Source organism: Psychrobacter sp. S1-30-MNA-CIBAN-0213 (assembly GCF_040309845.1).
Lineage (GTDB): Bacteria > Pseudomonadota > Gammaproteobacteria > Pseudomonadales > Moraxellaceae > Psychrobacter.
The window spans coordinates 24,082-49,480 of record NZ_JBEOPE010000001.1 but is presented as its reverse complement, the minus strand read 5'-3'; the positions used below and the strand labels follow the sequence as shown (position 1 = coordinate 49,480).

Sequence of the window (25,399 nt, the reverse complement as noted above, 5' to 3'; positions counted from 1 at the left end):
GATTATAGAATTTCATAACAGTAGCTAAAATAAATAACCAACAAAAATCACGTCTAATAAAAATCACTTGCAATAGATACAAAAGATAATAGTTGCTTACTATAACATAAAATAACTTTTAACCCTATAATCTTAACGAAGATGACTATTTTGATAGCTCTTAATTTGTAAGAAAATCTTAACCAAATCAAAATATTAATGTTACCTATCTATTGGTTAAAACTAGTAACGAGAGATGAATAATTCTATCTATAATATGATTGCAAAATGGTAAAAATCAATAAAGCGTTAATAGTCTTAAAGTTAGGTTGAACAGAAGTTTGTATTATTAATGAAGATAATAGCTGTGATAAGTGGTGAACTTGATAGTTAATAGCTCTTGATACAAGAGCTCTCAATATAGTAGCTCTTAATACAAGATATCTAGATACCTAAAGCCCCAATGAATATAGGTACCCAAACTGCGGTAAGCAAACCGTTTACCGCCAGTCCAAACGCAGCATAGCGTCCAGCAGTATGACTTATTTGCCAAGCTTCTACGGTACCAAAGGCATGAGCCGCTAGTCCTAAAGCCAAGCCTTTAGCACGGTCGTCATCAATACCGCGAAATAAAAATCGAGCCAAAGTGCCACCTATCAGTCCTGAGACAATAATAATTAAGTTAGCCATTGCCAGAGGTGCTTTAATCAAATCTGCCACACTCAGGCCAATAGGCGTGGTCACAGAACGGGTAGCGAAGGCCAGTATAGTGTCATGGCTCAGTGAGAATATATAAGCCAATGACATCGGTAGTAATGCCCCAACCAGACTAGCAATAACCACAATTAGAGTTAAGCTTTTGACAGGTAGACCTTTAAAACTCATCGCTGCCAGTGGTACAGCTAGCAATACGGTTACATAACCTAATAAGTGATCGAATACTGGTTTGGCAACACCGTAATAATTATTGTAATCCCACCGCAGAATGAATAAGAACACGATGACTAATACAAGCGCAGTGATAACCATAGGCAGCCAAGATATCTTCCTTGCTAATACGCGAGCAATCACGTGCGCCGCTAGAGTCAGTAATATCGCTGCAAGGGTAGCCATAAATACACTATCAAAGCTCATAATTTTCCTCCGCAGCTCATTGCTGTCCCTTTTGCTGGTTAGTAGTGTCAGTATTTATGTCTGCATTATGATTTAGCCAACGATTGGCAAGTAGCCCCAGACCCCAAAGCGGTATCAGCGTACTAATCAATATGGTTAGCATGACGCCCCATAACTCATCACCTAATGCAAAAAGTAGCAAGCCTGCACCAGCTGATACTGGCAAAAAGGCAAAGCCACTATCCACTAGTAGTGTATTGCTAGCTTTGGTCAACCAGCCCGGTAAACCTTTTAGCAATCGCCATGCTACAAGAATAAAAAACATCGCTACTAAACCAACTACATTGGCGGCTTTTTCAATACCCGCCCACTGACAAATAACAACCGCTGTTTCACGGACAACAATAACCATAGCTAGCGTCAATATTAACGCAATCCATGGTGGCATAGTCGATGAGTGAGTCGTCTTCATAAGCATTCCTTGCCAAGATAGCAATTAGTAAATGTCATCAGTAAGATAGGATAAGGGTTGTGAGCTGTTGGCGTAGAAAGCTATGTTATAGTCAATCCACTATAAAAGAGTTACTGCGTTAATCTCGCTTGAAGTATTACATATACATCCGCACTCGGTTGCCTTGTACCGCTTTTAAATTGAATCGACTATATAGAATATGGTTATAAGCGACAGGCAGTAGTGTGCAGTCAATAATAAATTTTATTGACTCTGTAATAAACTTCGCTTGATTATATACACAATAGATAGACTAATAAACCTTGCTAGATGGTCATATCTGACCAGCAAGGTTCAATACCTGAATTTGCTAAAAGTTTTTGCTACGTAAGTAGTTAGCATGGCTAGAATAAAAGAAGCCTTTACAAGCTAGATGATAGCAAGTACAGGCTTTTGTTTTAGATTAAAACATGACTCTCATCAAGTAGGTCTAAGACGATGAATCAGTAGTGGATGGTTCATCAGTATCCAAGTTGGCATCAGTATCGATGTCAAAATTAGTATCAGTCTCAAGAAAGTCATCAGACTCTTGAGTATTAGCATTCTCAAAGCCATCAGTAACTTGATCGTCTTTGATAGCTTTTTCAAATGGCTCAAGCGTAGGCATCAATAATGTTGCTTGCGCTAATGGTAAGACGTCTAATGGTGACAAGTTCGCTTGTCCCAGTAATTGCTTAAGTCTATCGCTTGGCAGACGAATGGTTAAGCATTCATGTCCCGTATCATCGTAACTTTCTGCTTGGATAACACCCAGCTCGTATAATGTGTTTTTGAGCTGACCGGCATCATAAGGAAGGGTCAAGTCAAACGTGGTTAGGGTACCCGTCAGTAATTGCTGCACGGCAAGTGACAGCTCTTCCATGCCTAGATTGTCTTTTGATGACACATAGACGCGATTGGGTTCGCCCTCGGTCGCATAGCCTATATGCGCAGGCTCACCTGTCAAATCAATTTTATTATAGATATTGAGCACTGGTACATCGTTACTAATCTCAGCCAAGACATCTTTAACCGCTTGGATTTGCTCATGCATATCTTCACTAGATGAGTCGATGACATGTAGCAATAAATCAGCCTCTAGCGTCTCTTCCAAAGTAGCATGAAAAGACTCAACCAATTCATGCGGTAAGTGACGGACGAAACCAACGGTATCGACCAACACTACTCGCCCCACGCCTTGCCAGTCTAAGCGGCGTAAAGTAGGGTCTAAGGTTGCAAATAGCTGATCCGCTGCATAGATGTTTTCATCAACTAAGCGGTTAAACAAAGTTGACTTACCCGCGTTAGTATAGCCCACTAATGAAATCGTTGGCACGTCTGATTTTTGACGCTTAGCTCGACCTTGCGCGCGAGTTTGTCTTACTTTATCAAGCTTGTTCTTAAGCTGATTGACTCGTGTCTGTAGTAAGCGGCGATCTGTCTCAAGCTGAGTTTCACCTGGACCACGCAGACCGATACCACCTTTTTGACGTTCCAAATGCGTCCAACCGCGTACTAAGCGCGTAGACAAATGGTTCAGCTGTGCCAGCTCTACCTGCAACTTACCTTCATAAGTACGCGCACGCTGAGCAAAGATGTCTAAAATTAAACCAGTGCGATCAAGTACGCGGCATTTAATCAACGCCTCAACATTACGCTCTTGGGATGGCGATAAGCTATGATTAAACAAAACAATATCGGCGTCATGTTCACGTACCAGTTCAGCGATTTCTTCTGCTTTACCGCTGCCAACGAAGTATTTGGCATCTGGTCTTGAGCGTGAGCCAGTGACGAGTGCTAAACGATCTGCACCTGCCGAATCCGCCAACAGCTCAAACTCGCCTAGATCGTCAGGATCTTGGATTTGACGGATGTCTAAATGTACGATAATGGCGCGTTCGCCACCTGAATGTCTTTCAAAATAATCCAAAGAGTATCACCTATGAATAGAGTAAATAAATCGCTACTATTATATGAGATTGGCTCATTAAAGCAGCGTTAAGATAAGGTCTATATGTGGTCTGATGTCTTGATATTAAAGCGTATAAAGATAATTAACGATTGTTTTATGTTACAGAGCTATTTGTAAAACTTATCATTATTAATAGTACAGTCTTCAAAGTGAATAATAACAATGATAAAAAACGCTAAATAAACAGAGTGAAATTTTAGTAAAATAATAAAGAGTATTAGGCCAAAAGAAGCATGTTAGGACTGAGTGAACAAATCGTCACTGACTGACAAAATTTTGTTATACTTATCTCGTTTTTTGCCGTTAAGATGTACGTTTTAACCTACGGACTTAACCCAAATTTTCTAATTTAAATAAATAATTATTCAAACAGTTATCTAATCATGAGGGACACAGATGAGCCAATCTAAGTCAGGCTTTTCGCTCAGAAAACAGCTAGGTCGTGGTAAGCAAATCGCTGGTATGACCTCTACTATTGCCGGTGGTATGCGGACAGCGCAACGTATTGGTGCCTTTCGTGAGCCACCACGTGAGACGCTACCACGCTATATCCAGACCTTTTGCCGCAAGATGGCAGGCTCCTTTGGCGTTAAAATTGTCCAAGTTGAGCCTGTGCCGCAGCATCATGGTCTATGGGTATCCAACCATGTCTCATGGATGGATATTCCGGTAGTCGGCACAGTCAGTCCAGCTTTCTTTTTATCAAAGGCAGAGATTGGTGATTGGCCTATCTTCGGTAAGCTTGTTCATGCAGCAGGAACAGTGTTTATTAAACGTGGCTCTGGTGACGTAGGCTCAGTCACGACGCAAATTGCCAGCTTCTTGAATGAAGGCTTTTCGGTGATATTTTTCCCCGAAGCGACCACAACTGATGGCAAAAAGGTAAAACGTATTCATGGCACCTTATTGCAATCGGCTATCGACGCTGACGTGCCTATTCAGCCGCTAGTGTTATGCTATGTTAATAAGGACGGCACGTTGAGTGAAGAGTTGCCTTATTATGGCAAGCTTACGATGAAAACCAGTATAAAACGGGTGTTAGATAGTAAAGATGTGACCGCTTATGTATTGCCGCTTGAGCCGTTAGACCCGAACGGCCGTAGTAAGAGTGAGCTGACCAATATATTACAGAAGCGTATGCAAGATGGTTTAGCGGAGCTACATAATCGCGTGTTAAGTCAACCTGCTAATAAAATAGAAAAATTGGCTTCAACTTCGTAATTTATTGAAGTGCTTGAAATTGCTATTAGAATTAGAAAAGGCGCAAATCGCAGCGATAACACTAGCGATTTGCGCCTTTTTTATGTCAGTGATAACCACTAAGTAAGGTTAGTCATACAACTCTATGGAGACGGATTAGGCTGGCGTGTATGCACCGCTTCTATAGCGTCAATTACATCGGTGGTCAAGGTCAAGTTAATGCTGTCGATATTTGACTTTAACTGTTCGAGAGTCGTTGCCCCAATGATATTACTGGTGACAAATGAGCGTGAATTGACGAATGCCAGTGCCATTTGAGCCATATCTAATCCGGCATCAGCTGCTATCTTGGCATACTGAGCCGTCGCTTCTTTTGCCTGTTCATTAACGTAGCGCTCAAAACGGTCATATTTAGTCAAGCGTGCACCAGCAGGTCGTTTGCCATCGAGATATTTACCTGATAGTACGCCAAAGCCAAGCGGTGAGTAAGCGAGTAAACCGACGTTCGAACGATGCGAAATCTCTGCCATTCCTACTTCATATAAACGGTTAAGCAAGCTATATGGATTTTGCACAGTAATCGGTGCTTTTAGACCATTTTTATCTGCTTCCCACAGATAGCGCATCAAACCCCAAGCGGTATCATTGGATAGTCCATAAGCACGAATACGACCTTTTTTAATCTCATCGTTTAAAGCGCTGATGGTTTCCAAAAATGGCGTTAAGTCTTCTAACGGTTGCGCGGCCATGTCTTCAGTATAACCACGCTGTCCAAAATAGTTTGATTGACGTTCAGGCCAGTGCAGCTGATAGATATCGATATAATCCGTTTGCAGACGCTCAAGATTGCCATCAATAGCGCTACTTATTTGTTCAGCGGTATAACGGGTTTGTCCGTCACGTAAAAAGCTCATTGGCGACATTTTGCTAGCGAGTATGACTTTGTCGCGCTGCTTGGTTTTATTGAACCAAGTGCCGACGTAACGTTCGGTGTCACCTTGTTTGTCTTTGTCCGGCGGTGAAGGATACATCTCTGCAGTATCCCAAAAATTTACGCCTTCGCTTAGCGCCATATCCATTTGCTCATGTGCTTGAGCCTCAGTATTTTGCTGTCCCCATGTCATCGTACCTAGACAGATTTTAGAAACTTTTTCGTCGATTTGCGGAAGCATTTGATATTGCATACGAGTATCCTTTTTGAGATTGTTTATTCCATATATTATTTTTAGGCTATCACATTATTTGGACGCCAGTGACGCCAGGTGGAGTCACTTTAAAGACCTTTACTTTGAACAATACTGACTGACCAGCAAGAGGATGATTAAAATCCACTTCTATCTCATCATCATTGATAGCACTAATCGTACCGGGTAGGGTGTTTTTACCTTTATCTTCAAATTCGACCAACATCCCAATTTCTGGACTGTCAGTGACGAGAGCGAATTGAGTACGACTAAAATGCTGTATATTTTCAGGATTCCACTCACCAAAAGCTTGCTCAGGATCAAGGTGGGCGGAGCGAGTGTCGCCAGCACGTAAGTTCATCAGTACTTGCTCAAAACCTGGTAATAAACTCTCATCACCAATAGTTAGCGTCACGGGTGAATCACGGTTGAAGGTTGAATCAACAGTGGTGCCGTTTTCTAGCGACACTTCAAAATGTAGCTTAACGAGGCTGCCAAAGGTGATGCGCGTGTCCTCATTAGGATTAATAAATTGGGACGAATCTGTAGGTTGGGTCATAGTAAAAAGCCATCTATTGCGAGAGTAGGAAGTTAAGTCAGTCGATAATATAAGAAATGATAAGCTATCTATAAAGATATGTAAGCGTAAATAGTGTAAAGCAAATAGTGTACTATATTTGGCGAACATAAGAGTGAGTAGGAATATTGATGACAAACAAACAGCAAGGTCATATTAACAAATGGCAAGAAGATAAAGGCTTTGGTTTTATTGAAACTGAGGTTGGTGAGTCCGTATTCTTTCATGTCAGTGAATTCAAAGCCCAGCGTCGCCCCAAGATTGGCGAGTCAGTCGTCTTTACGATTGGTCGAGATAATCAGGGTCGCCTGCAAGCTAAACAAGTACAAGAGCTGAGCTTCGTAAAACAAAAAATGGCACAAAAGAATCAACAAATTCGGCAACGTAATCAAAAGCGCAGTGTACAAGCAGAATTCGAAGAGGGACAAAAGAAGCGTTTGTTCCTCGGTATTGGTTTTTATGGCGTATTAATCCTATTGGCTGCAACCGATAAACTCAGCTGGCTAGTGATAGGTTGGTATGTGGCTTTAGGATTCATAACTTACGCAATGTATGCCAAAGATAAAGCCGCTGCCCAAAATGGTGATTGGCGTACGCCTGAAACAACGTTGCATCTATTAAGTGCGCTTGGGGGTTGGGTCGGAGCGATGGTCGCACAGACGTATTTGCGTCATAAATCACAAAAGCCTGAGTTTCGGATGACTTACTATTTGACGGTAGTGATTAATATGGCAGGGTTGTTGTTTATATTGTCAGGTGGACAATTTAGCATTTTGGAAGCGCTGTTGTAGGTCAGTTTTTGGTGTGGCTTGGTTTGATTATTGTGGCTTGGCTTAACCCATCAAGATCTAGTAGATGATGTTAACCAAACGACAGTCTATTGCTAACTGATAGATGACAATAATCGCTTTTAATATTGTTATTATATTGATGCATTTAATAAAACTATTTAAATAGTTGATACATAGATAATTTAAAAGAGGAAAATCCATGAGTAATGACTCTGATGTTGATTTAAAACAAGATATTTTTGCGGCGTTAATTGAAAAACATGAGGTTCAACGCGAGCTATGCGACAAGCTCGAAAAAACAGAGGGTGATGCACAGCGTAAAGCCGTTTATGAGGATCTTAAACTAGAGCTACAGGCACATGCCGCTGCTGAAGAGCGTCATCTATATGTACCGGTCATGCAGCATGATGAAGGTCTTGAGTTGTCGCGTCACGCTATTACTGAGCATCATGAAATGGATGAGATGATGGAGACTTTAGATGATGGTCGTATTGGACAAGAGAAGTGGGATAAGACTTGTGCAGATCTGATTCATAAAGTACGTCATCATTTAGAAGAAGAAGAAAATGAGTTTTTTAAACAAGCGGAAAAGATTTTAGATACAGATTTGCAGCAACGTCTTGGTGCTTTGTACCAAGTTGAACATGCTGAATTTGAACAAACCCATGCTGATGATTGATTGCTAAGTTTTTCAATATAGTCACTTTTAAATAAAATTGATACATTAATAGCTATGTGCTACTGGGATAAATTTTCCTTGCGTGCTGTGCCTGCGCAGACAGAGGCTGCGCAAAATTTATCCCAGTAGCACTGAATCGTTTTTAAAGTCAATCAATTACAAATTATAAATCTAGAGCAAAAAAACAACCACTATAAATAGGGGTTGTTTTTTTATGGTAAACCATTTTATGAATGTCGCTTCAATACGATTTTAACACTTGCTTATAAAGCGCGGCATCGGTCGCTGAAAAGCAGCAAAATATCACTTCACGGATTGAAAAGTCAGCTTCCTTCTCCAAGCTACTTTGTACATATTCTTCCACAGTATCAATCGCAATTTTGGTCGCTTGATCCAGCGGATAGCCATAGATGCCAGTGCTAATAGCTGGGAAGGCAATGCTAGTCAGACCATTTTGAGTCGCTAGTTCTAGAGATTTTTGATAACAACTAGCAAGTAACGCTGCCTCATCATTATTGCCACCATGCCAAACAGGGCCTACGGTATGAATCACATACTGAGAGGGCAGATTAAACGCCGGACTAATCTTGGCATCGCCTGTCGCGCAGCCATTTAGTGTGCGGCAGTATTCTAGTAGCTCAGGCCCCGCTGCCCGATGGATCGCGCCATCGACACCGCCGCCATCAAGCAAACTTGAATTAGCGGCATTCACAATGGCGTCAACCTCTAGCGTGGTGATATCTGCCTGTAATACTGACAAAGTTACGGCATTAGAGCGCTCAATGTTAGGGTTTTCAGAAGTAGAGATTTTCTTTTGATAAATAGGTTTTGTTTGAGTGTTTGACATAGAAAAACCCTTTTATTTGTGCAACAATCTTATTTTATAACTTATTCTAAATTATTTTCCATCGTTTGCTTGTATGTTGTATGGTTATAATAAGTTGCACTTTATAAGCATAGTTTTAAAGCTCTATAAACAAATAAATAGGCAAATAAACAGCTAAAAAAGGTGAGCAAAGAAATCCTGAGTTTTTGGCGATTAATCTCTTTGGTAAAATCTCAACGTTGAGAATTAGAATTGCTTGAAGTGTGTTCAAAATGCGTTACCAATTGCTTACGCTTGGTTAGATGAGCAGGAATATATAGCAGGAGCAGCTCCAACACCTTAACTTATCAAACATAACAGACAAAAGAAAAGGCGGGTTACGTATTCGTGAACCCACCTGCTAAATCTAAAAACTATTTACGATTATAATCGCTAAACCTCACGCTTCTTTTCTAAAAACAGCATATCAATGACAATCATCGCCACACCAATACTTATTCCCATATCGGCAATGTTGAAGATCGGATAATGCCAGACATCCGCGTTGTGCACATGAATAAAGTCAATGACATGACCATGTAGCAAGCGATCTATCAGATTACCAACTGCACCGCCGAGCACTAGTGCTAGACCTGTAGATAGCAGCTTGGCTTGGCGTGGAGCCTTCATCAAATAGCCTATCAAGAACAGCGACATGATTAGAGCAAGACCCGAGAAAAACCACTTTTGCCAACCGCCTGCATCGGCTAAAAAGCTAAACGCAGCACCATAATTGTACGCTAAGGTCCAGTTAAGAAATGGTTCGATAACGGGCACTGGCTCATGGAATGTCAGGTTGGTTTCAGCCAGCCATTTCGTCCACTGATCAATGATAAGCACGGCAAACGACAGCAAATACCACATAAAGGCACGACTGCCATTTGCGATCATTTTTGGGGTCTTGGTCAAGCGACTTCTGGGCGTCGTTGAGCTACCCGTGGTTGCATGAGCAGGTTTAGGTGCATTATCGAGCTCGATATCCGGCTTCTTATTTTCAGATGATTCTGTCGGGTTTGGCGTTGGAGTGGGCGCAGAGTTAGGCATAATGGCGCACCTCGCCGTTACCGATGACGTTGGTTACGCAGCGAGCACATAGTTCAGGATGTGCTGCCTCTGTACCGATGTCATTACGGATGTGCCAACAGCGCACACACTTGGTACCAGTCGCGGCGCTAACATTTACCACTAAGTCTGACATTTCTTTGGTGCTGTTCTCGGCTTGCTCTGCGGCATTATCTTTATTAGCAGCAGGTGCATCACTCATCGGCTTTAAGGTTGCGCTGCTGGTGATTAGTACAAAACGCAGCTCTTCGCCAAGCTTGGCTAAGCTTTCATGCATCGCACCGTCAGCATATAAGTCAACGTCAGCTGATAAGTTAGCATTGATGATTTTTTCACCACGTGCGGTTTCAATATGCTTATTCACCATATCTTTAGCCAGCATGATACGTTGCCAGTCATCGGTACTGATGGCGCTTAACTCAAACTCTGGGAACTCGTACCATTCTTCAGTAAATACGTAGCCAGCGTCTTGCCCGTTTTTACCTTGTAGTACTTCCCAAGCTTCTTGCGCGGTGAACGACAAAATCGGCGTAATCCAGCGAATCAATGCTTGGGCGATATGATAAATAGCCGTTTGCGCAGAGCGACGCGGCTGTCCATCAGTTTGGGTCGTGTACTGACGGTCTTTGATTATATCTAAATAGAAGCTACCCAAGTCTTGCGAGCAAAACGCTGCAATATGTTGCGTGACTTGGTGAAAGTCCATGGCATCATACGCAGTAATGATTTGTGCTTGCACGGTTTGCGTACGCTCAATGATGAACTTATCAAGGCTGACGAGTTCATTGATATCAACGCTGTTGGTTACTGGATCGAAATCATCGGTATTGGCCAGCAAGAAACGCAAGGTATTACGAATACGGCGATACATGTCAATCGCACCTTTAAAGACCGTTTTACCCGCGCTCATCTCATAACGATAGTCGCTTGACGCAATCCACAAACGCAGCATATCTGCGCCTGTTTTATTAATCTCGTCTTGCGGAGTGATAATATTGCCCAGTGATTTACTCATCTTGCGACCGTTTTCATCAACCACAAAACCATGTGTTAACACTTGCTTAAACGGTGGGCGCTCGTACATCGCTTCAGACGTAAGCAGTGACGTCTGGAACCAACCGCGATGTTGGTCAGAGCCTTCCAAGTACATATCAGCTGGATTGGTTAATTCATCGCGTTGCTCGAGAACGGCAAAATGCGTTGTCCCTGAATCAAACCAAACGTCTAAAGTGTCGGTAGATTTATCATAATCAGCGGCTTCCGCGCCTAAGTAGTCTTCACAACTGGCATCAAACCAAGCTTCAACACCGCCTGCATCGATATTTTTCGCGGCTACTTCCATTAGCTCAAGCGTATTAGGATGCAGCTCACCCGTTTCTTTATGAGTGAAAAAGGCAATCGGCACGCCCCAAGTACGTTGACGTGAGATACACCAATCTGGACGACCGGTCATCATAGATTCAATGCGGTTTTGTCCCCATGCTGGCGTCCATTTGACCGCTGGAATATCCGCAAGCGCACGCTCACGCAGACCTTTGGTTTCCATGTTGATAAACCATTGCGGCGTTGCGCGGAAGATAATCGGCGACTTATGACGCCAACAATGCGGATAGCTATGCTCAATTTTGGTATGGCTAATTAAGTGTCCGTTGTCATGTAGGGTGGCGATGATTTTTGGATTGGCTTTATAGATATGCTCACCAGCAAATACCGCTGCACTTTCTAAATAGACACCTGTACCGCTCACTGGGTTTTCAACTGGTAAGTTATATTTAAGACCAACGATATAATCGTCGAGACCGTGACCGGGTGCCGTATGTACTAAGCCAGTACCGCTATCGGTGGTTACGTGATCGCCTAAGATAAGCGGCACTTGACGATCTTCAATCAATGGATGCTGGGCACGCAGACCTTCAAGCTCACGCCCTGATACGGTTGCCAATACGCCTTCATTACTGAGCTTAAGCTCGGTTAATGCCGTTTCAATAAGGTCAGTTGCTAATAAGAAGTTACCTTTGTCAGTCGCGACGACACTATAGTCATGTTCAGGATGTACAGCGATCGCTTGGTTAGCAGGTAATGTCCAAGGCGTCGTGGTCCAAATAACGGCTGCAATATTGCCATCGATTTCGCTCAATGCAGCAACCTTTTCGGTATCAAGCACATCAAAGCTAACGTAGATAGCATCAGATACTTTGTCTTGGTATTCAACTTCAGCTTCAGCGAGGGCAGAGCTACAGTCTAAGCACCAGTTCACTGGCTTCATACCGCGGGTCACATGGCCATTGTCATAGATTTTAGCAAGTGCGCGTACGATGTTGGCTTCTTGATGGAAGTTCATCGTGAGATAAGGGTTGTCCCAATCACCAAACACGCCTAGACGTTTAAAGTCTGCCTTTTGCAGCTCAATCTGCGTGCTCGCATACTCACGGCACAGACCACGGAATTCAGTCGCAGAGACTTTTTGACCGACTTTGCCGACTTTGGCTTCGACCTTTTGTTCGATAGGCAGACCATGACAGTCCCAACCGGGCACGTAAGGCGCATCAAATCCTGATAATGTTTTTGATTTAACGATAATATCTTTCAGTACTTTATTGACCGCGTGACCTAAGTGAATCTGACCATTGGCGTATGGAGGGCCGTCGTGCAAAATGTATTTGGTCGCACCTGTACGCGCCTTGCGAATTTTGCCGTACACATCATCCGCTTCCCACTCAGCAAGCCAATCTGGCTCACGTTTGGCAAGGTTTGCGCGCATAGCAAAGGGCGTATCGGCAAGGTTCAGCGTGTCTTTATAGTCGATAGATTCGGTCATAGTCGTTGTCTTTGTCTCTATTTATACAGTGGAAAGATAAGGGTTAGGATGCGCAATATTATAAGGTGACTCATAAACCAACGGACATGTTTAGCAAAAATAAAAGCTACCCATTATAGGATAAATAAGGGACTAAAAATAGGGGCTTTCATCCATTGAACCAACCACTAAATTGAAGCTGTTGCTAGGTAATGGGTAGTTGATGCGAGTTGGCTTGACATCATTTTCGGGAATGTACTGAGTATTAGTAATATAGTCAGTTCAAAATAAAAGGAGTACATACTGTAACACCGTTCTGCTGGAATGAGTTTTCCTCGCTTGCTGTGCGCAAGCCAGACAGAGGCTGCGAAAAATTCATCTCAGCAGTATTGTATTTTTTTTAGAGTGAGTCGACTATATTGTCTGCTGCATTGAGATATGCGTGTTGTGCTAGTCAATTTCAAGATTAGGATGTTTAATTGCTAGCCTTGACTCTGACATTAACATCGTCTCTAGCTGCCAATTGATTCGTCACCATAATCAGTCCTAAATAGAAGTACAAAAATCATAACGCGCTACTGAGATAAATGCCTTGCAAAAGAAATGCCAGTACAGCATGGATAACTAAGGAACAATTAGGGGAGAAAAGGCAAGATGTATAACAGGAGATGAAGGAAAGACTTTCTAATAAAAATAGATTCTATAAAGATCTAAAAGTGCCTGAAATCCTATCGTTAATCAGGTTTAAAAACCATGCTCTTAAAATAGTACATGGTCTTTTGACGTGCTTGAACACATGTTTTTTTGAAAAGTTAGACCGGTACGATGGTCAGCTGCTCTGCCAAGCTAAAGAATGGTTTTGCAGAGCATTCAAAATCAAGCCCAGCCTCCAAATGATTCAAATGCTCGTCAATTAATAATAGAAGGCGTTCTTCATCCTTTGCTTCGATAGCCTGTACCATATCAAGATGTTCATCTTCGGCACAATTGGACGATCCGACCTTATTATACAAGCCGATAATTAAGGTAGTACGTAGCGTCAATTCACTCAAAAACCGCTCTAGGACTTGGTTGTCAGCGATGGTAGCCAAATGCATATGAAATGTACGTGACAAGCGAAGTTCTGCGGGCTTATCGCCTTGCGCACGTGCTTTAGCCTCAGCGGCTATCGTGGCGCGCATATCAGCAATATCTTGCGGAGTGATGTTCTTGATTACCTTACGTGCAAGCGTCCGCTCAATCGTGCGGCGGGCTTCAAACACATCGCCAGCTTCTTTCGGCGAAGGCGTGGATACAAAAGCACCTCGATTAGGCTGTAATTGCACCACATGCATGGTTGCAAGCGTAGAAAGCGCACGCCTGACATTGGCTCTATTACATTCAAATAGATCGCTCAACATCTGCTCACCTAGCTTTGTTCCGGCTGGCAGACGCTGCTCTGACACCGCAGCGGTGATAGAGTTAATGATCGTTTGCTCTGGTATCTCATCGAACCCAGAAGCTGATTTTTTAGTTTTTACAATATTCATAGGCGCAATTATAGAGCCCCATCCTCATCGCCACAACAAATATTATAAATTTTTGATTGTTTTGTTAACAATAATAGTTAACAATGTTTGTTAACAACAATTATTTGATGACAGTTCGATATTGAATAATTGATAACGAGTAATTAACAACAAAACTAAAAATCAATAATGAAACTAATAACGAAAATGACAACGAAAACGAGAAATAGCGAGCTTCTATGAAAATTTTAGTAATGAATCCAAATTCAACGACTTCAATGACAGATAAAATCGTTGAAAGTGCGCGTCAAAAAGCCAGCGCTGGCACTACCATTATTGGCGCATCTGGAACGGATGCTCCTGCCTCTATTCAAGGACATCACGACGAAGCGTTGTCTGTTCCTGGTTTAATCAGACGTTTACAGCAAGCTGAAGCAGAAGGTATTGATGGGGTGGTGGTTGCTTGTTTTGATGATCCGGGTATCGGCGCTTGCCGCGAAGTTTTTTCAGGACCTGTTCTTGGAATTTGCGAAGCAGCAGTCAAGGCGGCGAGTATGATTTCGACGTCATTTAGTGTTGTCACGACCTTACCTCGATCTGTACCTGTGATTGAAGAGCTTATTCATGGTTATGGCTTATCCCATCGCTGCCGCCGTGTACGCTCTGCTGCCATACCGGTACTTGCACTTGAAGAGCCTGGCTCTGGCGCACGAGAAAAAGTCCGTGATGAGATTTTACGTGCGGTACGTGAAGATAACTGCGAAGCCGTTGTTTTAGGCTGTGCTGGTATGGCTGATTTGACAGAGTGGTTGACTGAGGAGACTGGCGTTCCTGTCATTGATGGCGTTGCTGTTGCTACGCGCATGGTTGAGGCCTTGGTTGGTTGCGGCTTGAAAACAAGCAAAGTTGGCGCCTATGCGGCACCGATTCAGAGTTAAATAAATTGAAATGAGATAACCCACGATTAACCAATAAACTTTCTCAAGGAAGGAGAACGTAATGGAAAATGCGAAAGTTGCCGTCGCTGCGGCAGGAGTGAAAGCCCTCGATCATAAGACGGTTGGAAAGGCGGTTGGAGAGGAAAGTCTGGCACCGCAAACCACGCGGATTATGGGCTCATGGTCTTATTTATTTGCTTGGTTAGGTGGGTGTGTCTCCATCGGGACATTCACGGTTGGATCAGGCCTCGTCGGCACCTTAAATCTACTACAAGTGGTTGTCGCCATTACGATTGGTTGTAGCGTTATTGGCGCAGCGCTGATGATTAATGGCCGAGCCGGTCATAAATATGGTATACCGTTCATGGTGCAGACTCGCTCTGCCTTTGGTTTTTCCGGTAGCCGTATTCCAGCACTCGTGCGTTCAGTGCCAGCGATTGTATGGTTTGGCTTTCAGAGCTGGATTGGTGCTGGAGCCCTAAACTTGGTATCTGATACTTTGTTTGGCTACAACAATATTGTCGTCTTCTTCATTGGCTTTCAATTCCTACAAATTGGTTTATCCGTCCTTGGTTTCCATGGAATCAAATGGCTTGAAAATATTGGTTCCGTTTTTATTATCGGTTCACTTGCATACATGTTTTTTAGTGTCATTAACAAGTATGGCGCTACGATTTCTACCAACCTTGTCAATGTTGAGGGTACTTGGGGCACACCGTTTTGGGGTGCAACGATGTTGTTCTTGGGTGTCTATAGCACGATGATGCTCAACGTCTCTGATTATTCAAGAGAATTGCGTAAGAATGTTGGGCTATTCCGTCAAGTGGTTATTTATGCCAACTCAATTCTTCCTGCCACACTATTTATGGGGTTGATTGGGGTGATGGTCACTAGTGCGACTGGTGAGGTCGATCCTATTCAAGTGTTTTCTAGCGCCGTCGATAACAAGCCTTTATTGATTATCACCATGCTTTTCATCGCTTTTGCGCAAGTCACGACCAATATCTTAAACAACGTTATTCCACCTGCTTATGCGTTAATGGATATCTTTAACCTTAAGTATAAAACAGCGGCTGTTATTGTTGGTTTGCTAGCATTCTGTACCTTCCCTTGGGAGCTGGTAAAAGATGAATCTGCCGCAGGATTGAATCTATTTATTCAAACCTATTCAGCCTTCTTGGGCCCAATATTTGCAATCTTAGTAGTAGATTACTATTTCTTGCGCAAACAAAAACTTGATATCGATAAGCTCTATGACAAAGATGGCCCTTATAAAGGCGTCAATATGGCTGCAGTCATCGCTATGATTATTGGTACTGGGGTCGCGTTAACATTCTCAAGTATCTCATGGTACGCAAGCTTGATTCCAGCAGGTGCTATCTATTGGATCTTGATGCTCAAAATGCCCGCTGCGCAGCGTTTTATGTCATAAACAATTTCGTTCAGAATTTGAGATAGATAAACAACAATCCCTACCGTAGAGTGTTCTACCGTAGGGATTGTTGCGTTAAGCAGTTGGTTGCTGCATGATAACCTTAAGTTGTCACGGTCTTAGCTGATTTTGAGGTGTTAAACAGTGCTAAGCTCCTATCGCTTACTTTTTTTACTGAAATGTAAGATTACTCTCATCAAGGAAGATGAAATATGAAAATAGGCATCCCTAAAGAAATTAAAAATAATGAAAATCGTGTTGGCCTAACCCCAAGTGTGGTTAGCATCTTGGTCGACAACGGTCATGAAATTTTGGTCGAAAGTAATGCTGGTATCGGCTCACAATTTACTGATGAGGATTATAAAGCGGCAGGGGCTACTATCGTTAAGAGTGCTGATAAGGCTTGGAATGCTGAGCTGGTCATTAAGGTAAAAGAACCGCAGAGTAATGAATATAAGTATTTAATTAAAGATTTAACATTATTTACCTATTTGCATCTCTCTAACGAGCCTGGGCTTGCGAAAGTGTTGATCAATAATAAAGTAACCGGTATTGCTTACGAGACAGTGCAATTGACAGACAACTCATTGCCACTACTCACACCGATGAGCGAAATTGCTGGGCGGCGTTCCAGGCGTACAAAAGGGCAGAGTGACTATTATTGGTGGCGGGGTAGCCGGTACAGAAGCGGCCAAAATTGCGATTGGCTTACGTGCTGACGTTACTATTTTGGATCTTGATCCTAAACGTCTCAAGCAGCTATCTGAGATGTTTGATAATAATGTGCAGACTCTAATATCTAACAAAGTCAACATCGCAAAAAGTGTAAAAGAAAGTGATTTGGTCATCGGTGCAGTGTTGATTCCAGGAGCGGCAACACCGAAACTGGTCAGCGAGGAGATGATTAAATCAATGAGCGCTGGCAGTGTCATTATTGATATTGCTATTGACCAAGGCGGCGTCTTTGAAACTACCGACCGTATTACTATTCATGATAGTCCGACTTATATTAAGCATGGGGTGATTCATTATGCGGTTGCTAATATTCCAGGAGCAGTGCCACGTACCTCAACAATAGCGCTCTCTAACGTCACCTTGCCGTATGTATTGGCACTAGCTAAAAAAGGCTATCGGCAAGCATGTCTTGATGATCCAGCACTGGCAAAAGGCGTTAATACCACTCAAGGCTATATGACCTATAAGGCAGTTGCTGAGACGTTGGGTTATGAATATAAAACACTAGATGATTTGATTGGTTAGATTCTTTAGAGAATAGGGCTGCTGGTGGGGTCAGTATGTATCGCGTTTCAATATAAAAGCACAATGTTTTTAATAATGTTTTCAATGATTTAAATTGACGGCAAATACTCATTATTATACTGTAGATAATAGACAACAACCACTATAGACAATATAGGAATAACAGACATGGAACTTTATGATTTAGAGTTATCAGGGAATTGCTATAAGGTTCGGCTGTTTTTAGCATTGATTCAACAACCTTATACATTGCGCTCGGTGGATTTTTTAGAAGGTGAACATAAGAATGAAGAATCTATTAAACGTAATGTCTTTGGTGAAATTCCGGTATTCATTGATGGCGATTTAATTCTTAGAGATTCACAAGCCATTCTTGTTTATCTTGCTAGAAAGTTTGATAGAACGGACTGGTATCCAACGACGCCTGCTGATGAGGCTAAGGTTGTGCAGTGGTTGATGGTCGCTGAAAGTGAGATTGCCAGAGGCCCTAATGATGCCCGATTGCATGATAAGTTTGGCTATCCATTAGACATTGATTTGGCTAGGAGCAAGTCAACCCGCATCCTTGATATCTTAAATAAGCATCTAGCAGATCGTGACTGGTTAGAGCTTGATCGGCCGACGATAGCGGATTTAGCTTGCTTCCCTTATGTCGCACTTAGCCACGAAGGCGGCGTATCACTAGAGTCTTATCCAGCGATACAGAGCTGGATAGAGCGGATCAAGGCGCTACCAAATTTTGTCTCCATGCCTGAAATATGATGAAAAATTACTCCTACGGTAGGCTTATTAATGCAATTAGATGGAATTTTAAATTAAGCAACTCTCTAAGTAAGCCATCTATATTAATTGTAGTAAATTAGAAATTTGAGCTAAGCCACAACCTTAATCTAAGCGACCAAAGCGGCTGAATACCTGTCAATCCTTGTGTCATCTCACCATCTTTTAAGATGACATATGAAGGTGTGACCTGTCCCTGCCAATCGGCGAAAATATTGCCTTCTTGGTCATTAATTGTCGTAAAACTATAATCATGCTCATTAAGATAGCTGTGAAGTTCTTGATCAGAGCCTGACTTAATAGCGATAGTAACTACTGGATAGTTATTCGCCGCTGCGAGCTTGTCTATAGTTGGCGAGGTCACGCTACAAATCGGACACCATGTACCCCAGAAATATACCAGCGTTGGCTTATCCGCACTCATAGCAGCCAAATCAACTGCCTGTCCTTGATAGTCAGTAAGTTGCAGCTGCGGATTGGCTGGCATGACAGGTTGTCGCCACCAGTTAATTGCAGTATATACCACCACAAAGACTAGGCCATATAACAGTACGGTCTTAAGCACTGATAACAGCTTCTGTTTTGGGGTTTTCTTAGGCTTTATCTTTTTCTTTTCAACATCAGTAATCATAGCGTCTGCTTTTCTTGTCTTCAGTCTATTTACTTAAATGAATTACTCGGAGTAGGGGTTTTCTGAAATAAAGGTTTTTTGGATAAAAATAAACGGCTGAATGGTCAGCCGTTTTATTAAAATAAAGGTTGTTAAAGTAGTAAGTTCTTAGAGTAGTAAGTTTTCAAAGTTTGCAGCTGTATTTTAAAGCTTTTAAGACTTCTCAGCACGTCCTTGCAACGGATCACCTAGTAACACACTACCAGAGTTTTCGCGACGCTCTTCATCGCTGATTTTACTCGCAGAAACTTTGGCTTTTCGCTTCCACTTAAGACTAAACAAGTCGTCACGGCGATCAAGCAAATTATGTACTGAACCTTCGTTACGCACATGAATGAGCTTATCTAAATTCACATCAGAGAAAAATACCATCTCTGTATTAGGTGTGGTTTCTGCCATAATGGCATCATGCGGAAAGGCAAAATCTGAAGGTGAGAAAATAGTCGACTGCGCGTATTGAATATCAAGGCTTTCAACTTGCGGCAAGTTACCAACTGATCCGCAAATCATCACATAGCATTCATTTTCGATAGCACGTGCTTGCGCGCAATGACGCACACGCAAATAACCATTTTGCGTATCTGTCCAGAACGGTACGAATAAAATATCCATATCATCAAGCGCCATTAAGCGTGCAAGCTCAGGAAATTCGACATCGTAACAAACCAAAATACCAACACGACCAGCGTCAGTATCAAACACTTTTACCTCATCACCGCCTTCGATAACCCAAGCACTACGCTCGTGCGGGGTAATATGGATTTTGCGCTGCTCTTCTACGGTACCGTCACGGCGGCATAAATAGCTGACATTATATAAGACATCGTTTTCATCGATTAGCGGCATAGAACCGCTGATGACGTTGACGTTATAGCTTACTGCCAAATGTGAGATCTCATTTTTGAACCATTCGGTATAACCAGCCAAAAATCGAATAGCAACGTTTTGATCCGTTGATTCGCACAGACCCATTAATGGCGCATTAAAAAACTCTGGCAAGCAAGCAAAGTCAGAATTGTAATCTGCCATAATATCGACAAAGAATTCAACTTGTTGTAGGAGTTCTTCTGGCGACTCAACTTCGCGCATCTGCCATTGAATACCACCGATGCGTACTTCAGATTTACGAGTGTTTGGCTTGTAATCTCTGGGTTCGTAATAGATATTTGCCCACTCAAGCAGGGTTGCAAAGCCTTTAGATTGTTTATCATCTGGTAAATAAGCAGTTAAAATACGCTTGACAATAAAGCCATTAGACAACTGGAATGATAGAGCAGGATCGTGAATCTCACGCGATTCAACAGCCTCGATATAGTCACCAGGGGATAAATCCTGATGGTCATGATATTTCGGAATACGTCCACCAGCTAGGATAGCTCGCAAGTTGAGCTGGCGGCATAGCTCTTTACGAGCATCATATAATCTACGACCCAAACGATAGCCACGATATTCAGGGTCAATCAGCGCATCTAGACCATAGATAGCATCGCCTTCAGGGTTGTCTTTAATGATTTCTTTTTGTCCAATTAAATCATCATAAGTATGCGGGTTCGAGAACTTGGTATAATCAACACGCATAGACAGCACGATACCGATTAACTGATCGTGGTCAAATAAAGCGATTTGCCCTTCTGGAAAAGCATCAATCAAAGTGTGAATAGTAGTCTTTGACCATGAACCGCCTAAGTTAGCATAGACACGATCCATCAATGATTTTAACTGTGGGTAATCTTTTTTCTTAATTTCGGCAATCGTTAGATGAAAATCGTCTAATTTTTCAATTTTGCTCATAGTATTCCTGTTTTGGGTATTTACGAATGTTAAATCGTTGGGTTTGAAGTGGATTAAGTATTTATAGGATTTATAACACTGAATTTTTGTGTAACAAAAGTCATAAAAATATACCAATCATTCCGCATAATCGTTACAATAATTTATCGTTGCATTTACAATGAGTTATCACTGCTATATTGGTTATTTAGTAAGCATATAGATAGAGGTAAGTTAACGTTTTACAACTATTAACTTAGAGTTTGTCTCATAATTAAGTAACTGTTTATTTTTAAATAGGCGTTCGTTCATGAATAAATATCTGATTATAAGTAGATATTTAGACTAATAGCTAATTTTCAGCACTTTTTATGACGATAGCATAGCTTACTAGGATAGTTATTCTATCAAGCAAAGTAAGTAATGACAGTCCAGCATAGTAAATATTTACTACGTTTTTGTGAATTGTTTCGTGTTACTTATTTTAGTATCACTTCTTTCGTTTGTTCAGCTTTATTTGTAATCCGCGCAAAAGCGCTATTTTTAGGACTTTTCATGCCCTTGCAACCTGTTGATACGGTCAACTTATTAGAGAATACAGAAGAGTCGGCACTCATTCAGCTGGTTTACGTTAGTAGTATCACTTTTAAAAGTCGTATAAATACGTCGATATTCGATGAAGTAGAAAAACACGCGCGCGACCACAACGAAGACCATGGTATCACTGGCATTTTATGCTATGGCAATGGACAGTTTTTACAATGCATTGAAGGTAGCAAAAAAGAAGTACTCACCTTACAAAAGCGTATCTTTGCTGATACTCGTCATAAGAATGTTAAGGTACTGCTGATACAAGCTATCGATCAGCGTAGCTTTAGTGATTGGCGTATGCGTTTATTGTTTTTGGAGCGTTGGTTATGGTCACCAGCGACAAAACAACAAGCGGCACAGTTGGCACCATTTCTGCCTTTTAGTCCGCACGGCTGGTCTCCTAAGCGCACCGAACAGTTTTTACAAATCATTAAAAACTTTGAGACTCCGCCTCATATTAAAGCTGCTGGCATTACCTATAATGCCTTGGGTAATATGGTTCAGCACATCGCAGCGCCTCATCAGGCATTTTTAATTGTGCAGAGTGTCTTAAGCTTATTAGTTATCGTCGCTCTGATTCTATTATATTTATAAGTTCTATCACATAGCTTACAAACATATAACTTACATATAAGTCATGCGGTTGCAGCTGAATGAAAATGACGCTAAGTAGTCTTACCTAGCGTCATTAATTTATGATACCAATTAAAAATTATCCATTCACATATCAAAAATCTTTCCACGATTCATAATATTGTTTGGATCAAATACTTTTTTGATTTGCCTTAAGTAATCAATTTCAGTCTCGCTGCGACTATAGTGTAGATAGGGCTTTTTAGTCATGCCGACACCATGTTCAGCGGATACTGAGCCAGCGTATTTTTGCACTGTCTCAAACACGTATTTATTGACGATTTGACACTCGCTAAAGAAGTCATCCTTGCTCATATTTTCAGGCTTGAGAATATTTAAATGCAAATTGCCATCGCCGATATGACCGAACCAGCAAACTTCGAAATCAGGATAATTGCTGCTGACAATATGGTCAATCTCAGCGATAAAATCAGGCACATGGCTGATTAATACCGATACGTCATTCTTATATGGCGTAAATACTGAGATGGTCTCGGAGATATACTCGCGTAGTTTCCATAGCTCCTCAGCTTGCGCGATGCTTTGGCTCATGACGCCATCAACGACCCAGCCTTGTTCCATGCAATGCTCAAATATCGCCATGGCCTTATCCATAATTGGCTCATAAGGCGCTTCAAACTCAAGCAGCGTATAAAACTTGGTACGCGACTCAAACGGCTCTTGAACCTGACCATGCGCCATTAATTTGTCAACTGCCACATCGTCGAAGAATTCAAAAGCAGTCAAATCAATCTGTGCTTGAAAGGCAGACAGTACATTCATCACATCATTAAATGTGTCCATGCCAAGTACCATGACATTCAAGTCTTGCGGCAGACGCTCAAGCTTGATTTGTGCATGAGTGACTAAGCCTAGCGTGCCTTCACTACCAATAAACAGCTGGCGCAAGTCGTAACCAGTGGCGTTTTTGACCATACCACGATTCAATTGCAAGATATCGCCTTTGCCCGTGACCACGGTTAAACCCATAATCCATTGACGGGTCATACCGTAACGAATCACTTTGATACCGCCAGCATTGGTGCCGATGTTACCGCCCATCTGACTTGAGCCTGCCGAAGCAAAGTCAACAGGGTAGTACAAGTCTTTGGACTCCGCGAATTGCTGTAGCTGCTGAGTGACCACGCCTGCTTCGATTTCTACTAGACGATCAGCAGGGTAGAATTGTCCGATATGATTCATCTTATCCATACTGACGACAATCTCGCCATTGGCAGCGACCGCGCCAGCAGATAAACCCGTACGACCGCCACTAGGTGTTAGTACCACGTTGTGCTCATTAGCGAGTAGTACGACAGCTTGTACTTGTTCCGTCGTTTTTGGAAAGACAATAGCCGTGGGCGCGGGCGCAAAATGCTTGGTCCAGTCTTTACCCCAATGCTCTAAGCTTTCGCTATCGGTTTTAATTTGTGTATTATCGAAATTGTGCTCATTTACCAAGCTATTCAGAATGGTATCGAGCTTATCATTATCGGTAACAGTTGTAGTCTGAGTTGCAAATGGCGTCATGGTTGAGTCTCTGTATAAACATTAGCGCTACACCTAACGGCTTCTCTTAACCGAAAAATTTCAACTAAAGTTAGGGCTAATTAAAAGCAGCTTTAGATAAATAAGTTAGGACAAGGTAGGTAATATTATGAACGCTTAAAGGCTGTAAATAGTGAATAAAGCAGTTTAAACAATGTTTAGATAACAAAGCTCACTATAGCATAAAAAGTTTTCAGGCTTGATAAGCAATAATTCATCTAATCTGCTAACATCACCGTTAAATTTTGTGTAAGATAACCGGACTGTTTTCGTTTCATCTAGCATAGATTATTTTTAATAAGACAACCATAGGACAGTCCTCACATGGCATTATCATTACAAAAAGACAAAATCCGGTTTTTATTACTTGAAGGCTTGCACGAGAACGCCTTAAAGATTTTAGACAATGCTGGTTATAAAAACATTGAGTATCTTAGTCACGCCCTCGATCAAGATGAGCTGATTGAAAAAATTAAAGACGCGCATTTCATTGGTATCCGTTCGCGCACGCAGCTGACTCGTGAAGTTCTTGAGCACGCAGACAAGCTTATCGGTATTGGTTGCTTTTGTATCGGCACCAACCAAGTCGACCTTGAAGCGGCTCGCGAGCTCGGTATTCCAGTCTTTAACGCGCCATACTCTAACACTCGTTCGGTTGCAGAATTGGTATTAGCAGAAGCGATTATGCTATATCGTGGTATCCCTGAAAAGAATGCCACTGTCCATCGCGGCGGCTGGGGCAAGTCTGCTACCAATTCACATGAAGTACGTGGCAAAACAATCGGTATTGTCGGTTATGGCTCTATCGGCTCACAGCTATCTGTACTGGCTGAAAGCTTCGGTATGAAAGTTATCTATCATGATGTGGTTACTAAATTACCGTTAGGCAACGCCCATCAAGTAGATAGCTTAGAAGAGCTACTATCTACCGCTGATATCGTGACTTTGCATGTGCCAGATGAGCCAAGCACACGCTATATGATGAAAGCGGCGCAGTTCGCACAGATGAAAGAAGGCAGTTACTTTATCAATGCGGCACGCGGAACTTGCGTTGAGATTGATGATCTTGCTGCGGCACTTGAGTCGGGTAGAGTTTTGGGCGCTGCCATTGACGTATTCCCGAAAGAGCCAAAGTCTGCCGATGAAGAGTTTGAATCTCCATTGCGTAAATTCGATAATGTCATTTTAACTCCGCATATCGGTGGTTCAACGCAAGAAGCACAGGCCAATATCGGTTTAGAAGTAGCTGAGAAGTTCGTTAGATATTCTGATCAAGGCGATACTATCACGGCTGTGAACTTCCCAGAGGTTTCTATTCCCTTTAAAGAAGGCACGCATCGTTTGCTGCATATTCACAGAAACGTGCCAGGTGTACTGTCGCAAATTAACCGTCTATTTGCAGAAGCGCACATTAACATCTTAGCGCAAAGTCTAATGACTGAAGGCGACGTTGGTTACTTGATGATGGATGTTGATTATAATGATTCTAGTGCGGCTCTTGATCAGCTAAAAGACGTAGAAGAAACGATTCGCGTGCGGATTTTATTTTAGAGTTGATGC

Annotated in this window: 22 protein-coding genes; 10 read left to right on the top strand and 12 right to left on the bottom strand. The window is 42.1% G+C overall.

Annotated features, from left to right (window positions below):
• Positions 1-423: 423 nt before the first annotated feature.
• The 3 genes from AAEY87_RS00225 to hflX all read right to left on the bottom strand — a co-directional run bounded on the left by AAEY87_RS00225 (position 424) and on the right by hflX (position 3,512).
• Positions 424-1,113, bottom strand: coding sequence for an LrgB family protein (locus AAEY87_RS00225; protein ID WP_068034397.1), 690 nt, complete (start codon positions 1,111-1,113; stop codon positions 424-426).
• Positions 1,114-1,129: 16 nt separating this feature from the next.
• Positions 1,130-1,564, bottom strand: a complete 435-nt coding sequence (locus AAEY87_RS00220) for a CidA/LrgA family protein (RefSeq protein ID WP_350655441.1) — start codon at positions 1,562-1,564, stop codon at positions 1,130-1,132.
• Between the two features lie 469 nt (positions 1,565-2,033).
• The gene (gene hflX, locus AAEY87_RS00215; RefSeq protein ID WP_068325893.1) at positions 2,034-3,512 is read right to left on the bottom strand and encodes a ribosome rescue GTPase HflX; all 1,479 of its coding nucleotides are present in this window, start codon (positions 3,510-3,512) and stop codon (positions 2,034-2,036) included.
• Between the two features lie 438 nt (positions 3,513-3,950).
• Between hflX and AAEY87_RS00210 the strand changes: the two genes are divergently transcribed.
• Positions 3,951-4,775 (top strand): lysophospholipid acyltransferase family protein, encoded by an 825-nt coding sequence (locus AAEY87_RS00210; RefSeq protein WP_068034402.1) that lies wholly within the window; start codon positions 3,951-3,953, stop codon positions 4,773-4,775.
• Positions 4,776-4,897: 122 nt separating this feature from the next.
• On the opposite strand, the gene AAEY87_RS00205 is transcribed toward AAEY87_RS00210, so the two are convergent.
• Both AAEY87_RS00205 and fkpB read right to left on the bottom strand, forming a co-directional pair.
• Positions 4,898-5,938 carry an aldo/keto reductase gene (locus tag AAEY87_RS00205; RefSeq protein WP_068034404.1) on the bottom strand — a complete coding sequence of 347 codons (1,041 nt, stop codon included), beginning with the start codon at positions 5,936-5,938 and terminating at the stop codon, positions 4,898-4,900.
• Positions 5,939-5,987: 49 nt separating this feature from the next.
• Positions 5,988-6,497: an FKBP-type peptidyl-prolyl cis-trans isomerase gene (fkpB, locus tag AAEY87_RS00200; protein ID WP_350655440.1), complete on the bottom strand. Its 510-nt coding sequence runs from the start codon at positions 6,495-6,497 to the stop codon at positions 5,988-5,990.
• A 149-nt stretch (positions 6,498-6,646) separates the two neighbouring features.
• Here fkpB and AAEY87_RS00195 point away from each other — a divergent pair, with 149 nt between their 5' ends.
• On the top strand, positions 6,647-7,306 hold the full coding sequence (locus AAEY87_RS00195; RefSeq protein ID WP_350655439.1) for a DUF1294 domain-containing protein: 660 nt from the start codon (positions 6,647-6,649) through the stop codon (positions 7,304-7,306).
• A 199-nt stretch (positions 7,307-7,505) separates the two neighbouring features.
• Positions 7,506-7,985 carry a hemerythrin domain-containing protein gene (locus AAEY87_RS00190; RefSeq protein WP_350655438.1) on the top strand — a complete coding sequence of 160 codons (480 nt, stop codon included), beginning with the start codon at positions 7,506-7,508 and terminating at the stop codon, positions 7,983-7,985.
• 241 nt (positions 7,986-8,226) lie between these two features.
• Here the strand turns inward: AAEY87_RS00190 and AAEY87_RS00185 are convergent, their stop codons facing one another.
• The 4 genes from AAEY87_RS00185 to AAEY87_RS00170 form a co-directional block, all read right to left on the bottom strand.
• The gene (locus tag AAEY87_RS00185; RefSeq protein WP_350655437.1) at positions 8,227-8,832 is read right to left on the bottom strand and encodes an O-acetyl-ADP-ribose deacetylase; all 606 of its coding nucleotides are present in this window, start codon (positions 8,830-8,832) and stop codon (positions 8,227-8,229) included.
• A 411-nt stretch (positions 8,833-9,243) separates the two neighbouring features.
• The gene (lspA, locus tag AAEY87_RS00180; protein WP_350655436.1) at positions 9,244-9,894 is read right to left on the bottom strand and encodes a signal peptidase II; all 651 of its coding nucleotides are present in this window, start codon (positions 9,892-9,894) and stop codon (positions 9,244-9,246) included.
• Entirely contained in the window at positions 9,887-12,730 is a 2,844-nt protein-coding gene (gene ileS / locus AAEY87_RS00175) for an isoleucine--tRNA ligase (protein ID WP_350655435.1), read from the bottom strand. The genes lspA and ileS overlap by 8 nt, the downstream gene beginning before the upstream one ends.
• A gap of 791 nt (positions 12,731-13,521) precedes the next feature.
• Positions 13,522-14,238, bottom strand: coding sequence for a GntR family transcriptional regulator (locus AAEY87_RS00170; RefSeq protein WP_068034418.1), 717 nt, complete (start codon positions 14,236-14,238; stop codon positions 13,522-13,524).
• A gap of 218 nt (positions 14,239-14,456) precedes the next feature.
• On the opposite strand from AAEY87_RS00170, the gene AAEY87_RS00165 reads away from it, so the two are divergent.
• The 5 genes from AAEY87_RS00165 (at position 14,457) to AAEY87_RS00145 (ending at position 18,609) form a co-directional block, all read left to right on the top strand.
• Positions 14,457-15,155: an aspartate/glutamate racemase family protein gene (locus AAEY87_RS00165; protein WP_068034421.1), complete on the top strand. Its 699-nt coding sequence runs from the start codon at positions 14,457-14,459 to the stop codon at positions 15,153-15,155.
• Positions 15,156-15,216: 61 nt separating this feature from the next.
• Positions 15,217-16,587 carry an NCS1 family transporter gene (locus AAEY87_RS00160; protein WP_082785610.1) on the top strand — a complete coding sequence of 457 codons (1,371 nt, stop codon included), beginning with the start codon at positions 15,217-15,219 and terminating at the stop codon, positions 16,585-16,587.
• Positions 16,588-16,799: 212 nt separating this feature from the next.
• Positions 16,800-17,306 carry a hypothetical protein gene (locus AAEY87_RS00155; RefSeq protein WP_350655434.1) on the top strand — a complete coding sequence of 169 codons (507 nt, stop codon included), beginning with the start codon at positions 16,800-16,802 and terminating at the stop codon, positions 17,304-17,306.
• Positions 17,239-17,847, top strand: a complete 609-nt coding sequence (locus tag AAEY87_RS00150; RefSeq protein ID WP_350655433.1) for an alanine dehydrogenase — start codon at positions 17,239-17,241, stop codon at positions 17,845-17,847. Before AAEY87_RS00155 ends, AAEY87_RS00150 begins: the two co-directional genes overlap by 68 nt.
• A 168-nt stretch (positions 17,848-18,015) precedes the next feature.
• Positions 18,016-18,609: a glutathione S-transferase family protein gene (locus AAEY87_RS00145; RefSeq protein ID WP_350655432.1), complete on the top strand. Its 594-nt coding sequence runs from the start codon at positions 18,016-18,018 to the stop codon at positions 18,607-18,609.
• 97 nt (positions 18,610-18,706) lie between these two features.
• Here the strand turns inward: AAEY87_RS00145 and AAEY87_RS00140 are convergent, their stop codons facing one another.
• Positions 18,707-19,258, bottom strand: a complete 552-nt coding sequence (locus AAEY87_RS00140) for a protein disulfide oxidoreductase (protein WP_068325915.1) — start codon at positions 19,256-19,258, stop codon at positions 18,707-18,709.
• A 192-nt stretch (positions 19,259-19,450) separates the two neighbouring features.
• Positions 19,451-21,088 (bottom strand): carbon-nitrogen hydrolase family protein, encoded by a 1,638-nt coding sequence (locus AAEY87_RS00135; RefSeq protein ID WP_068034429.1) that lies wholly within the window; start codon positions 21,086-21,088, stop codon positions 19,451-19,453.
• A 534-nt stretch (positions 21,089-21,622) separates the two neighbouring features.
• Here AAEY87_RS00135 and AAEY87_RS00130 point away from each other — a divergent pair.
• Positions 21,623-22,252 carry a BLUF domain-containing protein gene (locus AAEY87_RS00130; protein ID WP_068034431.1) on the top strand — a complete coding sequence of 210 codons (630 nt, stop codon included), beginning with the start codon at positions 21,623-21,625 and terminating at the stop codon, positions 22,250-22,252.
• Between the two features lie 126 nt (positions 22,253-22,378).
• On the opposite strand, the gene AAEY87_RS00125 is transcribed toward AAEY87_RS00130, so the two are convergent.
• Complete coding sequence (locus AAEY87_RS00125; RefSeq protein WP_350655431.1) at positions 22,379-23,821, bottom strand: D-2-hydroxyglutarate dehydrogenase; 1,443 nt, start codon at positions 23,819-23,821, stop codon at positions 22,379-22,381.
• Between the two features lie 342 nt (positions 23,822-24,163).
• On the opposite strand from AAEY87_RS00125, the gene serA reads away from it, so the two are divergent.
• Entirely contained in the window at positions 24,164-25,390 is a 1,227-nt protein-coding gene (gene serA / locus AAEY87_RS00120; RefSeq protein WP_068325921.1) for a phosphoglycerate dehydrogenase, read from the top strand.
• Positions 25,391-25,399 lie beyond the last annotated feature (9 nt).

Bases quoted from the DNA above. Each gene is read 5' to 3' on its own strand.
- lspA (WP_350655436.1), bottom strand. From the start codon at position 9,894: ATGCCTAACTCTGCGCCCACTCCAACGCCAAACCCGACAGAATCATCT.
- AAEY87_RS00130 (WP_068034431.1), top strand. From the start codon at position 21,623: ATGCCCTTGCAACCTGTTGATACGGTCAACTTATTAGAGAATACAGAA.
- AAEY87_RS00140 (WP_068325915.1), bottom strand. From the start codon at position 19,258: ATGATTACTGATGTTGAAAAGAAAAAGATAAAGCCTAAGAAAACCCCA.
- AAEY87_RS00225 (WP_068034397.1), bottom strand. From the start codon at position 1,113: ATGAGCTTTGATAGTGTATTTATGGCTACCCTTGCAGCGATATTACTG.
- AAEY87_RS00170 (WP_068034418.1), bottom strand. From the start codon at position 14,238: ATGAATATTGTAAAAACTAAAAAATCAGCTTCTGGGTTCGATGAGATA.
- AAEY87_RS00145 (WP_350655432.1), top strand. From the start codon at position 18,016: ATGGAACTTTATGATTTAGAGTTATCAGGGAATTGCTATAAGGTTCGG.
- AAEY87_RS00210 (WP_068034402.1), top strand. From the start codon at position 3,951: ATGAGCCAATCTAAGTCAGGCTTTTCGCTCAGAAAACAGCTAGGTCGT.
- AAEY87_RS00160 (WP_082785610.1), top strand. From the start codon at position 15,217: ATGGAAAATGCGAAAGTTGCCGTCGCTGCGGCAGGAGTGAAAGCCCTC.
- AAEY87_RS00135 (WP_068034429.1), bottom strand. From the start codon at position 21,088: ATGAGCAAAATTGAAAAATTAGACGATTTTCATCTAACGATTGCCGAA.
- AAEY87_RS00195 (WP_350655439.1), top strand. From the start codon at position 6,647: ATGACAAACAAACAGCAAGGTCATATTAACAAATGGCAAGAAGATAAA.
- serA (WP_068325921.1), top strand. From the start codon at position 24,164: ATGGCATTATCATTACAAAAAGACAAAATCCGGTTTTTATTACTTGAA.
- ileS (WP_350655435.1), bottom strand. From the start codon at position 12,730: ATGACCGAATCTATCGACTATAAAGACACGCTGAACCTTGCCGATACG.
- AAEY87_RS00190 (WP_350655438.1), top strand. From the start codon at position 7,506: ATGAGTAATGACTCTGATGTTGATTTAAAACAAGATATTTTTGCGGCG.
- AAEY87_RS00165 (WP_068034421.1), top strand. From the start codon at position 14,457: ATGAAAATTTTAGTAATGAATCCAAATTCAACGACTTCAATGACAGAT.
- AAEY87_RS00220 (WP_350655441.1), bottom strand. From the start codon at position 1,564: ATGAAGACGACTCACTCATCGACTATGCCACCATGGATTGCGTTAATA.
- AAEY87_RS00125 (WP_350655431.1), bottom strand. From the start codon at position 23,821: ATGACGCCATTTGCAACTCAGACTACAACTGTTACCGATAATGATAAG.
- fkpB (WP_350655440.1), bottom strand. From the start codon at position 6,497: ATGACCCAACCTACAGATTCGTCCCAATTTATTAATCCTAATGAGGAC.
- AAEY87_RS00155 (WP_350655434.1), top strand. From the start codon at position 16,800: ATGAAAATAGGCATCCCTAAAGAAATTAAAAATAATGAAAATCGTGTT.
- AAEY87_RS00205 (WP_068034404.1), bottom strand. From the start codon at position 5,938: ATGCAATATCAAATGCTTCCGCAAATCGACGAAAAAGTTTCTAAAATC.
- AAEY87_RS00185 (WP_350655437.1), bottom strand. From the start codon at position 8,832: ATGTCAAACACTCAAACAAAACCTATTTATCAAAAGAAAATCTCTACT.